This is a genomic window from Paenibacillus marchantiae (assembly GCF_028771845.1).
Lineage (GTDB): Bacteria > Bacillota > Bacilli > Paenibacillales > Paenibacillaceae > Paenibacillus > Paenibacillus marchantiae.
Genome location: NZ_CP118270.1, coordinates 4,670,225 through 4,684,984 on the forward strand (window position 1 = coordinate 4,670,225; position 14,760 = coordinate 4,684,984).

The window sequence follows — 14,760 nt, forward strand, 5'->3', positions numbered from 1 at the left end:
CAAGATATCAATATGTTGGAAATGGACATCCCTTCAATCAGGTTGAAATATAGGCTACAATGTACAGGATGGCAAGCTGTTTAATTGTGAAATTTATTTACGAAAGAGGTAGATTGAATGGTTCGTTTTGGAGTGGTAGGTACCAACTGGATTACAGAGAGACTTCTTGAGGCCGCTGCACAAGTCGAAGGATTCGAATTGACCGCCGTGTACTCAAGAACTGAAGATAAAGCTAATGCATTTGCAGATCAATATCAGGCTGCGCTTCGATTTACTAGCCTCGAAGAGATGGCTACGAGTGATGGGCTCGATGCCGTGTACATTGCTACACCGAATACCTTTCATGCGGAACAGGCAGAGTTGTTTCTGAGAAACGGCAAACATGTACTGTGCGAGAAGCCTTTGGCCGCCAATGGAGCAGAGGTCCGTCGTATGATTGATACAGCGAAAGAACATGGAGTTCTGCTCATGGAGGCCATGAAATCGACCCTTGTTCCCTCGTTCAAAATGGTTCAATCTCACCTACATAAAATTGGCCCGGTACGTAAATATGTAGCGAGCTATTGCCAGTACTCTTCCCGGTACGACAAGTATAAGGAAGGAATCGTCCTGAATGCGTTCAAACCCGATCTTGCTAATGGAGCGTTAATGGATCTTGGTGTGTATTGTCTCTATCCATTGATTACGTTGTTTGGCGAGCCTAAACAAGTTCAGTCCCAGGCATTGATGCTGGAATCAGGGGTAGATGGACAAGGCAGTGTTATTCTGAATTATGATGAGATGGAAGCGGTAGTGACGTACTCCAAAATCTCCAATTCTCACGTTCCAAGTGAAATTATGGGCGAACGCGGCAGCATCCTCATTGACAAAATTGGTTCACCGGAACATGCGGAGATACGCTACAATGATGGTACGGTGGAAAAACTCACTGCCGAGCAAATTTACCCGTCGATGTATTATGAGGTGGAGGAGTTTGTCAATCTGATTCAGCAGGGCAAAAAGGAATCGGATATGAACACGTATGAACGTTCCTACGTTACCATGCAGGTGATGGATCAGATCCGGCAGCAGATTGGTCTTGTTTTTCCTAACGATTAATTCTGGAAAGTGAGCTGAGACGAGATGAGCAGAGATGAGCAGAAGAGCAGAGTAGCCGGCCTGGAGCTGGCACAGATTATTTTTATCGGGCGAACCTTCGAGGAATATATGAAGATGTTCAACCTGACCGTGGAAGAAATTAAAGGTAAGTCCATTCTCGATTGTCCGGGTGGGGCTTGTTCATTCAGTAGCCATGCGCGAGAGTGGGGTGCAGATCCCATGGCAGCGGATATCGCCTATGAACATGAGATCAGCCAACTGGAAGTGAAGGGACTTCAGGATATTGAACATACGATGAAACAAATGGAACACGTACAAGACAAATATAGATGGGATGATTTCGGTTCGATCCATGGCTTGAAAGAAGAACGTAGACGTGCAATCACAGACTGTGTAGCGGATATGAGACGTTTTCCTGACCGTTATGTGGCCTCTGTACTGCCGGAGTTACCTTTTGCCGATGAACAATTCGACCTAACATTGTCAGCACATTTCCTGTTTACGTATGCAGATCGCCTGAATGCCGAATTCCATCTACAGACGATCCTTGAGCTGTTGCGAGTAACCAAGCGGGAGCTGCGTATCTTCCCTACAGTAGACTTGTCTGGCAAACGTTATGAGCACATGGATGAACTAAAGGCTATACTGGAAGAACGCGGATATATTACTTCTGAAGAGAAAACTTCATACGAATTCCAGTGGGGAGCACATACGATGCTCCATATTGTGAAATCCCGGTAAACATACCTGAATTGCAACAGCACAGACAGCACTTCATTCATATGAAGGTTTTAATAAGATACGCATGACCAGAACAGGTTAGGAGGTTTTATCGGATGAAAAAAGTACTTATACTTGGTGGGACACGGTTCTTCGGCAAACGTCTGGTTGATCATTTGCTGTGGGAAGGAAAGTCTCAGATCACAGTCGCAACTCGCGGCAAAACGGATGTAGACTTTGGGCCTGAGGTCAACCGGATTAAAATGGATCGTGAAGACCCCAAATCTCTTGCCGAGGTTGCGCAGACCGACATGTGGGATATTGTCTATGACAACATCTGTTACTCGCCGGATGCGGCGAAGTCGGCTTGCGAAGCTTTTGCTGGACGTACCCAAAGATACATTTTGACATCAACGCTCTCGGTATATGGAGATCCCAAACCTGGATTTACCGAAGCCGATTTCGATCCGTACACCTACCCGGTGCAATACGGAAGCCACGAAGATTTCTCCTATGGCGAGGGTAAACGTCTAGCGGAAGCTGTGTTTTTCCAGGAGGCGGATTTCCCAGTGGCGGCAATGCGCATTCCAATTGTACTCGGGATTGATGATTACACGCGAAGACTTCATTTTCATATTGAACATGTGCAAAAAGGAAAACCTATCGGCATGCCCAATCCGAACGCCGAAATTGGATTTATCAATTCCACCGAAGCCGCGAGATTTCTCGCTTGGCTCGGACATTCATCCATTACAGGACCTGTGAATGCAGCGTCCAAAGGGACGATAACACTTTCCGCCATGATGCATCTGATCGAAACGGTAACAGGCATGCAATCACAGGTATTGACCGAAACGATCAAAGAAGACATGTCACCCTTTGGAATTTCGGAATCCTGGACAATGGATACATCCAAAGCAGAGCAGGCGGGATATACATTCGAAGCATTAATGGATTGGTTCCCGGGTCTAGTTCGAGAAGTCGCTCTGGCACTTCAATCTGAAGGCTAGAATCCATATATATAAGAGTTATTTCATAAAAAAACAGGACGCAATTCAGAGATATATTCTCCGATGCGTCCTGTTTGTATTTGCTTCAACAAAACAGTTTCTCTCAAGTCAGGGTTGGTCTACGACTGATTTTCCTTTTATTCGCAAGGTACAGAGGCCGAAGCGCGAATACGCAGCTCCGATGGCATAATGACGGTCTGTGGTTCCTCAGGAGCCTTGCCTTCAATTCGGTCAATCAGCATTTGCATGCCGATGGCACCAAAATCATAGGCAGGCTGTGCAGCAACCGTGAGAAAGGGATCAAAGGCAGAAGCCAAATCCAGGTCATCAAAACAGACGACCGAGATGTCTTCAGGCACACGCAGCCCCCGTTTACGTAAAAGTCGAATGACGCCTATGGCGAGCATGTTGTTTGCTGCAAATATGGCTGTAGGTTTGTGCTGATGCGCAAGTAAACTGTCGATACCCACTTCATCGCTGAAATCCCGGTAGCCTGTTCGAAGGATTAAGCCTTCGTCAAAGGGCAACTCGGCTTCCCGGAGTCCCTCCATATATCCTTCTTCTCGCAGCCGCGCAGTCGAAACCTCGGAAGAACCATTAACCAGAGCAATGCAGCGATGTCCCAGATTCGTCAGATATCGAATCAATTGAAGCGCCCCATCTCGGCTGTCCCCAGCGATAACGTCAGATGTGATTCCCGGGACAGTGCGGTCCAAAATAACAAACGGAATGTTACGTTCCTGCAGCTGCTTCAAGTGATTCAGCGAGCGATCCCCTGCAGGTGCAAACAGTACACCATCGACGCGAGTAGACAGAATGGTTTCCACATAATTTTTCTCCTTGTCGTAATCCTCGTCGCTATTGCTGAACAAGAGGCGGTAACCTCGCAGATTGGCAGCATCCTCAGCCCCCCGGGCCAGCGTTGTATAGAAGGGGTTGGTAATATCCGTAATCAACAATGACAGCATCTGAGTCCGTTGCAGCACAAGACTGCGCGCATTTGAGTTTGGTATGTAACCAAGTTCTTCGATGACCTGTTGTACACGCTCGCGTGTAGCCGGGCTAATACGACCTGTTTGATTAATGACTTTGGAGACGGTCATGGCGGAGACGTTGGCTTTTTTGGCAATATCATAAATGGTAATCAATAGGATCTAACCTTTCCGCAACATAGTCTTTCCATTCTATAGGATAATGCCGATTGACAGCAAGATAGGCTCATGCTATCTTAGGGTTACCGATAACCCTAATCATAAAAAAAGTTGATTTATTTCAGTCTCACCGCTCTTCATTTTGCTCACATCGCTTCCTTCACACTCCATAATAGGACAGCATAACGGAGTCAATAATATAGAGCGGTTTATTAAAACAATTATTTGTAAACGCATTCATAATGAGAAAAAGAACTGACCGTTGGCATGCAATGCTAGTGTGTTACCTCGGGTATCGGTGAAGAGAAGGAACAGAATCCCTAATTTTCGCAAACAAAATACACACGGACAAGTCACAAGTAATTCGTACCTATTCTATGAAACCATTGAAGGAGGACGTTTTAGTATGACACATCAGGATTATCGTTATAAACAGGCATTTCCCAAGATTGGTATTCGTCCCACGATTGACGGAAGACGCAAGGGTGTTCGTGAATCATTGGAAGAGCAGACGATGCGCATGGCGACGTCCGTTGCCGAGCTGCTCGCAACAGAACTTCGGTATCCCGATGGTTCGCCGGTAGAATGCGTCGTTGCCGAGTCCTGTATTGGCGGTGTGAACGAGGCAGCGGCAGCAGCGGAACTATTCAGTCGCTCTAACGTGGGCGTGACCATTACCGTTACACCATGCTGGTGTTATGGAACAGAAACGATGGATATGTCTCCTTCTATTCCTACAGCTATCTGGGGCTTTAATGGAACCGAACGTCCGGGTGCAGTATATCTGGCAGCAGTGCTCTCTGCCCATGCACAGAAGGGGATTCCGGCTTTTGGTATCTATGGCGAGGATGTGCAGGATGGAGGAGATACGACGATTCCTGATGACGTTCGTGAGAAATTGCTACGCTTCAGCCGTGCGGGTCTTGCCGCTGCAACCTTGAAGGGTCGTGCTTATCTGTCTATCGGCTCGGTATCCATGGGTATTGCCGGCTCCATCGTGAACGATTCTTTTTTCCAGGAGTATCTGGGCATGCGGAACGAATATGTGGATATGAGTGAACTGACTCGTCGTATAGAAGAAGAAATCTACGATCCTGAGGAGTATAAGCTGGCGCTAGCTTGGGTGAAGGAGAACTGTAGTGAAGGAGCGGACAATAATCCTGCCCATCTGCAGACAGATCGCAAACGCAAAGAGTATGAATGGGAAACGGTAGTGAAAATGACGCAGATCGTACGTGACCTGATGGCTGGCAATCCGAAGCTGGCGGAGCTGGGATTTACTGAGGAATCCATGGGCCACCACGCGATTGTCTCCGGGTTTCAGGGACAACGACAGTGGACAGATCATTCACCCAACGGAGATTTTCTGGAATCCATCCTGAATTCTTCCTTTGACTGGAATGGCAAACGCTCTCCTTATCTGGTGGCAACAGAGAACGACAGCCTGAATGGTGTGTCGATGTTATTTGGTTCCCTGCTTACACATACCGCGCAGATCTTCGCAGATGTACGCACCTATTGGAGCCCGGATTCGGTAAAACGCGTGACAGGGCACCAGCTGGAAGGAAACGCAAAGGACGGTATTTTGCATCTGATCAACTCCGGTTCTGCGGCATTGGATGGTACTGGGCAACAATCAAGAGCGGGTGAGCCTGTGCTCAAGCCTTTCTGGGAAATTACAGACGAAGAGGTTCAGGACTGCCTGAAAGCCACCTCATGGCGGCCGGCATCCGTGGAATATTTCCGGGGCGGCGGCTATTCGGCTGATTTCCTGACCAAGGGCGGCATGCCTGTTACGATGGCGCGTCTCAATTTGGTTAAAGGACTAGGGCCAGTACTGCAAGTGGCTCAAGGTTACACCGTCGACCTGCCTGAGGATGTGCACGATACGCTGGATCAGCGGACAGATCCGACTTGGCCTTCCACCTGGTTTGCACCTGTTCTGACGGGCTCAGGGGCTTTTACTTCGGTCTATGAAGTAATGAATCAATGGGGCGCGAACCATGGCTCCATCTCTTATGGACATATCGGAGGGGATTTGCTAACACTGGCCTCCATGCTTCGTATCCCAGTGAGTATGCATAATGTACCGGAATCCGAGATTTTCCGTCCACGTGCCTGGGGACTGTTCGGCACAAGTGAACCGGAAAGTGCCGATTACCGGGCATGCAGCGTCTTTGGACCGTTGTATCGTTAACATCCAAACGGCTTGTCGCGGAAGCGAAGGAGGCATGAGAGATGGGAACTCAGGCAACACATGTGCTTGCTGCCGATTACGGCGCCGGAAGCGGCCGGGTGGTCCGTGGGTCCTTTGACGGGAGTAAGCTCTCGTTAGAGGAAGTGCATCGATTCAGTAACGATCCTGTACACCTGGGAGATGGATTGTACTGGGATTTCCTGCGACTTTTCCACGAACTGAAACAAGGGATTGTAAAGGGCATACAAGGCATCTCCCAACCGGTCCGTTCCATCGCTGTGGATACGTGGGGAGTCGACTATGGATTAGTGGACGGGGAGGGAAGATTATGCTTCACCCCCCGCCATTACCGGGAATCGCGTAATGCAAAGTGGATGGAAGAAGCCCTGCGCATGGTGAATGAAGAAGAGCTTTATTCCATGTCCGGTGTCCTGCCACAACAGATAAATACCGTATTTCAACTGCTTGGAAGTGTGCGCGAGCACTCGGAAGGTCTGCGGCCAGATGTGCGCATGTTATTGATGCCGGATTTATTTAACTATTATCTATCTGGTCAGCAGGCCTGCGAGTACACAATTGCCAGTACAAGCGGACTATTGCATGCCGGAGATGCTCGATGGAATGAACAATTGATTGGCCGACTGGGTATCCCTGAGACGTTATTCCCACCTCTCGTACAGCCAGGCACGGTGCTGGGGCAATTAACGGATGACTTGTGTGCAGAGTTGAAGATTGAACCGATGCAAGTGATATCTGTAGGTTCACATGATACAGCATCTGCATTAGCAGCCATTCCTGCGACAGATTCGGAATTTGCCTTTATTAGCTGTGGCACCTGGTCTCTCATGGGCGTGGAACGTGACATTCCTGTATTGGATAATCGTAGTCGTCAACTAGGGTTCACCAATGAGGGCACGGTAAATGGCAAAGTGCGAACCTTGAAGAATCGCTCAGGCCTGTGGTTATTGCAGGAGTGCAAACGGCAGTGGGAACGGGAGAATCAACGTTTTACCCATGAGGAACTGGTCCAGCTCGCTGCTTCGGCAACCGCTCACCAATGTTATGTATCGCCCGGAGACGGGGTGTATTTGGCACCAGGCGATATGCCAGAGCGAATCCGGCAACAGTGCAGTGTTAGCGAGCAAGCAATACCTGAAACGACCGGAGCCATTGTACGTTGTATTCTCGAAAGTTTGGCACTGGAGTTCAGACAGACTCTGGATGAACTGGAGCTAATTACAGGCACTCGGCCACGGGTGATTCATATGGTCGGTGGCGGTGTGCATAATCGCTTATTGTGTCAATTTACGGCGAATGCAGCAGGGATTCCGGTGATAGCGGGTCCTGCCGAGGCAACTTCAGCCGGAAATTGCATGCTGCAATTTCTGGCACATGGCGAAGTGAGCAGCTTGTCCGAGGTGCGAGAAGTTATGGCTTCTTCCTTTTCTCCCGAAACCTATGAGCCAGAAGACACCGCAAGATGGCAGGAAGCCTACGTAAGATACCAAAACCTGAATCAAACATTGGCGAGCAAATCCAATTAGATGAGCATTTTGTAAAATGCTTAAAAAGAAAAGTCAAAGGAGTGGAGCAGAACATGTCTGAACAACAGGTAAGGGAAGAATTGACCAAATATGCCCGCAGAGCGGTTGCTCAGGGACTGGTGGTTGGACCTGGGGGGAATCTGAGCGCCCGTTTCGAAGGAACGATGCTTCTTTCGCCGAGTGGTTACGCACTAGAGGATCTGGAACCTGACGAATGGATCGCGATTGATATTGCGACAGGAGAGACACGTGCCGGATCAACACGCCCTTCCTCCGAGGTGTTGATGCATCTGTATAGCTATCGGGTCAACCCTGACATTCAAGCCATTGTGCATACACATCCGGCATACACCATCGCCCTGAGTCTCGTTTTCGATGAATTGCCTCATTTGTTTCCTGATCAGTCGGCACTGGTAGGCGATATTGGCTTTGTCCCTTATGTTCTGCCCACAACCAAACTTCTTGCTGATGCGGTGGCTGCCAAGGTTGAAGAGCACACAGCGCTTATTCTGGTTAACCACGGATTGGTCACGACAGGTAAAAACCTGCGCGAAGCCTACTACCGCACCCAGGTGGTGGAGGAAAGCGCCAAGGTGTACATGATCGCCAAGGCAGCAGGGGAGCCTAAAGTGCTTACTGCGGAAGAATACAAGGAGATCCAATCTCTTGAAAGTGAAGCCTACCGCGTACAGCTGCTGCAACAACTCAAGTCGTAAATGAATATTTATAATTAAACGAAATTTAAAGGTTATCTCAACAAAGAGCAGATTACGTCCTCCAGAAAAAAAATCTGGAATACAGGATGTGAATTGCTCTTTTTTTATTTTGGATCAAACGGGGAGTACATGGTGGGAAAAATAATACATAGTAATTGGGTAAGAATTATTGAAATTATTGTCGATTGAAGGTATACTGTCGTTAATCATCAGTGAGTAACAACAAAAAAAACTACAATTATTTATATATGAGGAGTGAATTTAGTGGGTCCTGAGCTAAACGAATTGGAGTTGGAATACGAACTGCTGAAGCAGCTTCGGGACGCGAGCGCTCCCATCGGGGCCAGCACGTTGGTTCATACCCTGGGCAAAACGTACGGTCTAAGTCAGGCTACAATCGGAAGAAGACTTATGGAGATGGACGTTGAAGGTTTCACGATACTGGAGGGCCGGAGGGGAAGGGTTCTGACCGAACAGGGGCTGGAACGAATCAAGATTCTGGAGAAGGATTTACAGCAAAAAAGTGTAAATTCCCAGCTCATTCAGATGCTGAACCATTCCGGTGAAAAGGCTCTGCTCGATGTCCTTGTAGCCAGAAGGGCTCTGGAACGGGAAATTGCTTCCCTGGCAGCACAACGAGCCTCCAAAGAATACATAGTGCTACTGGAAGCCTCTATTGCTACCCAGCATCAATTGCTTTCCCAGAATATTATTCCTTACGAGGAAGACCGGGAATTTCACAGGCTACTGGCTTATGCGGCTCAAAACCAGATTCTGCTGCATGCGGTTGAACTCGTCTGGGAGACAAGCCGTGATTTCCTGGAAACAGCTTATATTAGGCAAAGAGTAGGTAGCGAACTGGTCGTGGACCACCAGCGGATTCTGGAGGCAGTAGCAGCAGGCTCCCCGGAACAGGCTGAAGCGGCAATGGTGAATCATATTAACCAGATGATTGAGGATGTCAAACGATATTTTGCCATGCAGAACCTTAATATAACTTCGGATGAGACCCGGTGATAAAGGAGTTGAACTTGTGAAAACAATTTATCGATTAGGTATAGATATCGGAGGCACATTCACGGATGCCCTAGTTATGGACAATCATGGCAGGGTGATTGCGGCACTGAAAACGCCATCGATTGCAGCAGCTCCGGAACAGGCGATTTTTAATGCACTTGATCAGCTCAAGGAAAGCGGAATCGATCTTCATGAGATCGATCTGTTTGTGCACGGAACAACACTTGGGGTTAACACCCTAATTGAGCGTAACGGCGCAGTTACAGGTCTGTTGGTCACCAAAGGTTTCCGGGATATTCTCGAGATTCGGAGGCTACGACTCGAGGATACAACCAATCTGTATGGTGACAAGACCGATGCGCTTGTTCCGAGACATCTCGTTAAGGAAGTGGATGAGCGAGCACTTGCGAGCGGTAGCATACTTCAACCACTGGATCAGAAGCAACTGCTTCAAGCGGTAGACGAGCTAGTGGAAGAGGGGGTTACTGCCTTGGCGATCAGTTTTTTGCACGCTTATATCAATCCTGCTCATGAGCAGCTTGCGGAAGAGTTAATCAGAGAACGTCATCCGCACCTGTTTCTCTGCAGAAGCAGTGCCATTTGGCCGCAGCAGCGTGAATTCGAACGTACACTCGCCACAGCCATGAATGCATATGTTGGGGAACGCATGGGATCATACTTTCTTCGTCTGCAAGAAGGAATTGGCGCTTACGGTCTGAAAGCCAATCTGCTGTCCACGATGTCCAATGGTGGAATCATGACGGCGGCCAGAGCGGCCAAAGAGCCTGTACGTACTCTTCTGTCTGGACCTGCTTCCGGCGTAATCGCAGCAACCCATATTGCCGAGCAGGCCGGCATTCATCAAGTCATCACGTTTGACATGGGCGGGACAAGCGTTGATGTTGCCCTCATCGATAAAGAGCCTGCCTATTCTACCGAGAATAAGGTTGGGGATTTTCCAGTCATCATTCCCGCTGTGGATGTAACCGCGATCGGAGCGGGTGGGGGCTCAATTGCCTGGCTCGATTCCGTAGGGGTACTCAAGGTGGGACCACGAAGTGCAGGAGCCAATCCAGGTCCAGCCTCCTATCATCGTGGGGGAGAAGAGCCAACAACAACGGATGCTTATCTGCAACTGGGCATTTTGCAGGCTGATCGATTCCTTGGCGGACAGATGAATCTTTACCCCGAGCTTGCAGAACGTGCTCTGGGCAATCTTGGCGAACGGCTTGGACTAAGTCCCACGCAAACTGCACAGGCCATTCTTGATGTGGCCACCGCCAATATGTATGCCCAGTTCTCTCCGCTCATGGCACGCAAGGGGGTTGATCCCCGGGACTTTACGCTGCTCGCCTATGGTGGAGCTGGGCCAATGCATGCTTTTCTCATGGCGCGTGAAGTGGGCATCCGCCGAGTGCTGATCCCACCATCTCCAGGAACACTTTGTGCCATGGGCTGCACGGTTGCCAACCTTCGCAATGATTTCGTTCATACCTTGCACAAAAGCAGTCAGACGCTTGAGCCTGGTGAGTTATCGACTCTTTACACCAGACTGGAGAATCAAGGTCGTAGTTGGGTTGAAGAGGAAGCCCGCGGCGGAGTGAAACTGGAACATATCTATTGCTTATACAGCGCCGACATGCGTTACGAAGGTCAGGCCTTTGATTTGGAGGTTACGCTCACATCCGAAGAAATCGCCGATCCTGAGAAAGCAAGGATCAAATTCCATATGTACTACCAAAATGTGTTTGGCATCAGCCAGCCGGAAGCTGATGTGATGTTCGTTAGTCTGAGAGCGACCATTGTTGGCATTCTGCCCACCCAAAGCACAGCATCTCCGGCAGAGTTGCCATTCGATGAGAGTGAAGCAGAAGAACGGATAATCACTTTTGACCACGAACAGCGAATAGCAAAAGTTCTAAAGAGGGGACAGATCCCACTGGATATGCCCATTCTTGGGCCCGTTATTGTGGAGGAATATGATACAACCATTTTCATCCCGCCTGGGTTTACGGTATACCGGGATGGTAACGGTAATGTGATTGGGGAGGTGGAGCAATGATTGGCGACAAGGTTTTTCTTGAAATTTTCAACAACCGGATTCAGGCTGCGGTGGAGGAAATGGCCAATGTCGTGCTGCGCACGGGATTCACCGCTTTTGTTAAAGAAACGGGCGATTTTGGAACCTACCTCTTGTCACCATCCGGGGAAACGTTTGGGTCGCCATTGGAGACGGGTTACAATCTGTCCCTTGGCATCCCTGCTGCGGCGACCATAAACAGCATTACAGACTGGAAGGAAGGCGATCTGGTCATCTGCAATGATCCTTATTCCACCAAAGGCATGGTGACACATCTACCGGATGTTCATCTGATCAAGCCCTATTTTCACAAAGGGGAAATCATCGCATACGGCATGTGCTTCGTTCATTCTTCCGATGTAGGTGGTAAGGTACCGGGGAGCGTATCTCCAAGCGCCTACGATATTCATATGGAAGGCATTCGAATTGCGCCAGTCAAGCTGTATGAAGCAGGCGTTCTTAATGAGCAGATACTGCGCATGTTTCTGGACAATAGCCGCATTCCGGAGCAAAACCTCGGTGATCTCAAGGCACTGATGGCAGCCTTGAATCGGGGGGAGCAGCGACTAGAGGAGCTTATCGGCCGCTACGGTGTAGAGAGGATTCAACAGGGTATTAAGCAATTGCTGGAATACGCTGAGTTGAAGGCCCGCGCCATCGTACAGGAGATCCCGGATGGTTCGTATGAGTTCTGGGACTATCTGGAGAAAGGTCCTGGCGGTTATCCCATCCGATTGCGCTGCAAAATGACAATCGCGGGCAGTGATATTCATCTGGACTTTAGCGGAACCGACCCTCAGGTCAGAGCTTCGTTCAATATTCCTACCCACAATCAACAGGGGCATTACATGTTGGTTCCCGCACTCATTCGTTATTTCCGTACGCTCGATCCAACAATTCCATGGAATTCGGGCATGATTCGCATGGTTCGAAATTATGCACCACCGGCTTCAGTTCTCAACCCGGAGCCGATGGCAGCGGTTGGCGCACGAGCAGCTACCTTTATTCGGCTAATGGATGTCATCACAGGTGCTCTTGGAAAAGCTCAGGCAAGTAAGGTTCCCGCCGCAGGAGCCGGACAGGCATGCATCGTTATGATGGCGATGACAGATGCGTCAGATGGCAAAAAAAAGGTTGGCGTGATCCAGCCGATATGTGGCGGTTCAGGAGCAAGACCGATGAAGGACGGAATTGATGGCATGGATTTTGCCGTGGGTCATCTTCGAAACATTCCTGCGGAAACAGTAGAATCCGAAATGCCTGTGCTCATAGAGCATTATGGCCTTCGTGCTGATTCTGCTGGTGCTGGAACCTTCCGTGGTGGAAGCGGAATCGACCTGTGTGTCAAAATTCTTACACCAGATACCGTAATGACCGCCAGAAATATGGAGCGTATGGAGTTTCATCCGTGGGGCAGGCTTGGCGGAGGTGTTGGTACCCATGGGGAAGCGATTCTCAATGCTGGACGTGCAAGTGAACACCATCTGGGAAGAATTGATGAGTTGCTGCTCCAACCCGGAGAGACGGTGACGTTCCTGTCACAGGGCGGAGGTGGATATGGCGATCCATTTGATCGGGATCCAATGCTGGTTCTGGAGGATGTTAGAAGAGGACTGGTATCGACGGAAAAAGCTCTTGAACTGTATGGTGTCGTCATAGAAGGCCGGAACCTGAACGTGAGTGAGACCAGACAGTTGCGGGCCAAGCGGGAACGGCAGCAGGAAGAATTCGATTATGGCTGGACAAGGAAACAGTTCGAGGCCATATGGACTGACGAGATGCAAGTATCGCTGAATCAGGCGCTGCTGAATGTTCCGCTGGCACTCAGAGACTACCTGAAGCGTCAGACCATGGGAGCCGTGGAGGAGAAGCAAACTGCGACCGTATCCGTATCTCCACATGAGATATCAGGCATTATGGAAGGATTGCGTCAGAAAATAGGATTGCATTGATAAGGTACATGAAGGAAAAACGAATTAATTTTTGTCAAATTCATAAAACCAACTAAATCGATGGGGGAAATTCTCATGTTTAAATCAAACAAGAAACGCTTTCTCAGTCTCGCCTCACTGACACTGGCCGGTACACTGGTTCTCTCTGCATGCGGTGGCGCAAGTAGCTCCAGCAATACAGCAGGAGGATCCGATTCTTCTGGAGGAAGCGGAGACAAGGTTAAACTGACCATGTTTATCTGGGCTGGCTCCAATCAGGATGTCGTTCCAAAAGAAGTGGTTGCAAATTACGTCAAAGAGCATCCAAATGTTGAAGTTACTTTTGAAGAATCATCCAATGCAGTCATGTATCCGAAAATGGTCGCTGGCAAGCAGGCTGATCCCAACAATCCAGTTGTCAACTTTGGTTACTTCAACGCAGATGCGACGGCAAAAGGCTTGAACGATGATATGTGGGAGCCACTGGATACAAGCATCGTGACCAATATCAAGGATATCCCGGAGCAATTCCACAAGCCTGACAACAAGGGTGTCGTGTGGGGAGTTTCGAGCTTCGCGCTTGTCTATAACAAAGACCTTGTAAAAACACCGCCAACAAGCTGGAATGATCTGTGGGATAACGAGGAATTCAAAGGGAAAACGGCACTTTGGGACTACATGTTCTATTCCTATATCTCTCCACTTCTTGCAGTCAAAGGACAGGAGCTTGGCGCATCGTATGAGAATCCGGAGCCAGCATTCCAGTTCTGGGCAGATCACAGTGACCAGATCGGCACATTGGTTACATCCAATGACCAGTTGAAGGCTCTTCTGGAGTCGGGAGATGCTCTGATTGCTCCTTTCAGTGCACAGGTTGCACAGACATGGATTGACGGCGGTTCTCCACTCGCTGTAGCGTATCCGAGCGAAGGAGCCATTTCCTTCCCGTACACACTTCAGGTTGTGAAGGGGTCAACACCTGAGCAGACACGTGTAGCCAACGAAATTATCAACGAGCTGCTGAGCGCAGAGGCGCTGTCACAATATGCAGAAGCAACAGGTACACCGGTAACCAGCACGACTGCTGCCGTTCCGGACAAATACAAGGACGATCCTTCCTTCTCCGTGGAAACACAGAGCAACGGGATTAGTCCTGACTGGGATGTTCTTGCTCAAAACAGCTCTTTCTGGAAGGATCTATGGGACCGACTCGTCAAAACCAAACTTCAATAAATGATGGTTTTCAGACAAACCACGATAACGGGTTCTATTTCGAACCCGTTATGGACGGGAGGG

General features: G+C 49.1%; 11 protein-coding genes. 10 read left to right on the forward strand and 1 reads right to left on the reverse strand.

The window, feature by feature from the left end:
• Positions 1–117: 117 nt before the first annotated feature.
• From PTQ21_RS21180 to PTQ21_RS21190, 3 genes are all read left to right on the forward strand, one after another.
• Positions 118–1,098: a Gfo/Idh/MocA family protein gene (locus tag PTQ21_RS21180; RefSeq protein WP_274567033.1), complete on the forward strand. Its 981-nt coding sequence runs from the start codon at positions 118–120 to the stop codon at positions 1,096–1,098.
• Positions 1,099–1,122: 24 nt separating this feature from the next.
• Positions 1,123–1,839, forward strand: coding sequence for a class I SAM-dependent methyltransferase (locus PTQ21_RS21185; RefSeq protein WP_274567034.1), 717 nt, complete (start codon positions 1,123–1,125; stop codon positions 1,837–1,839).
• 95 nt (positions 1,840–1,934) lie between these two features.
• Positions 1,935–2,828 carry an NAD-dependent epimerase/dehydratase family protein gene (locus PTQ21_RS21190; protein WP_090806431.1) on the forward strand — a complete coding sequence of 298 codons (894 nt, stop codon included), beginning with the start codon at positions 1,935–1,937 and terminating at the stop codon, positions 2,826–2,828.
• A 137-nt stretch (positions 2,829–2,965) separates the two neighbouring features.
• On the opposite strand, the gene PTQ21_RS21195 is transcribed toward PTQ21_RS21190, so the two are convergent.
• The gene (locus PTQ21_RS21195) at positions 2,966–3,976 is read right to left on the reverse strand and encodes a LacI family DNA-binding transcriptional regulator (RefSeq protein WP_274567035.1); all 1,011 of its coding nucleotides are present in this window, start codon (positions 3,974–3,976) and stop codon (positions 2,966–2,968) included.
• Between the two features lie 409 nt (positions 3,977–4,385).
• Between PTQ21_RS21195 and PTQ21_RS21200 the strand changes: the two genes are divergently transcribed.
• The 7 genes from PTQ21_RS21200 (at position 4,386) to PTQ21_RS21230 (ending at position 14,697) form a co-directional block, all read left to right on the forward strand.
• Entirely contained in the window at positions 4,386–6,176 is a 1,791-nt protein-coding gene (locus PTQ21_RS21200; RefSeq protein ID WP_274567036.1) for an L-fucose isomerase, read from the forward strand.
• Positions 6,177–6,217: 41 nt separating this feature from the next.
• A complete protein-coding gene (locus PTQ21_RS21205; protein WP_274567037.1) occupies positions 6,218–7,720 on the forward strand; it encodes a rhamnulokinase in 1,503 nt (500 codons plus the stop codon).
• 53 nt (positions 7,721–7,773) lie between these two features.
• Positions 7,774–8,436 carry a class II aldolase/adducin family protein gene (locus tag PTQ21_RS21210; RefSeq protein WP_063563905.1) on the forward strand — a complete coding sequence of 221 codons (663 nt, stop codon included), beginning with the start codon at positions 7,774–7,776 and terminating at the stop codon, positions 8,434–8,436.
• A 264-nt stretch (positions 8,437–8,700) separates the two neighbouring features.
• Positions 8,701–9,453, forward strand: a complete 753-nt coding sequence (locus tag PTQ21_RS21215; RefSeq protein ID WP_090950051.1) for a FadR/GntR family transcriptional regulator — start codon at positions 8,701–8,703, stop codon at positions 9,451–9,453.
• A 16-nt stretch (positions 9,454–9,469) separates the two neighbouring features.
• Positions 9,470–11,515: a hydantoinase/oxoprolinase family protein gene (locus PTQ21_RS21220; protein WP_083584593.1), complete on the forward strand. Its 2,046-nt coding sequence runs from the start codon at positions 9,470–9,472 to the stop codon at positions 11,513–11,515.
• The gene (locus tag PTQ21_RS21225) at positions 11,512–13,485 is read left to right on the forward strand and encodes a hydantoinase B/oxoprolinase family protein (protein WP_072732930.1); all 1,974 of its coding nucleotides are present in this window, start codon (positions 11,512–11,514) and stop codon (positions 13,483–13,485) included. Before PTQ21_RS21220 ends, PTQ21_RS21225 begins: the two co-directional genes overlap by 4 nt.
• Before the next feature lie 75 nt (positions 13,486–13,560).
• Positions 13,561–14,697 (forward strand): ABC transporter substrate-binding protein, encoded by a 1,137-nt coding sequence (locus PTQ21_RS21230; protein WP_274567040.1) that lies wholly within the window; start codon positions 13,561–13,563, stop codon positions 14,695–14,697.
• The last annotated feature ends 63 nt before the right edge of the window (positions 14,698–14,760 follow it).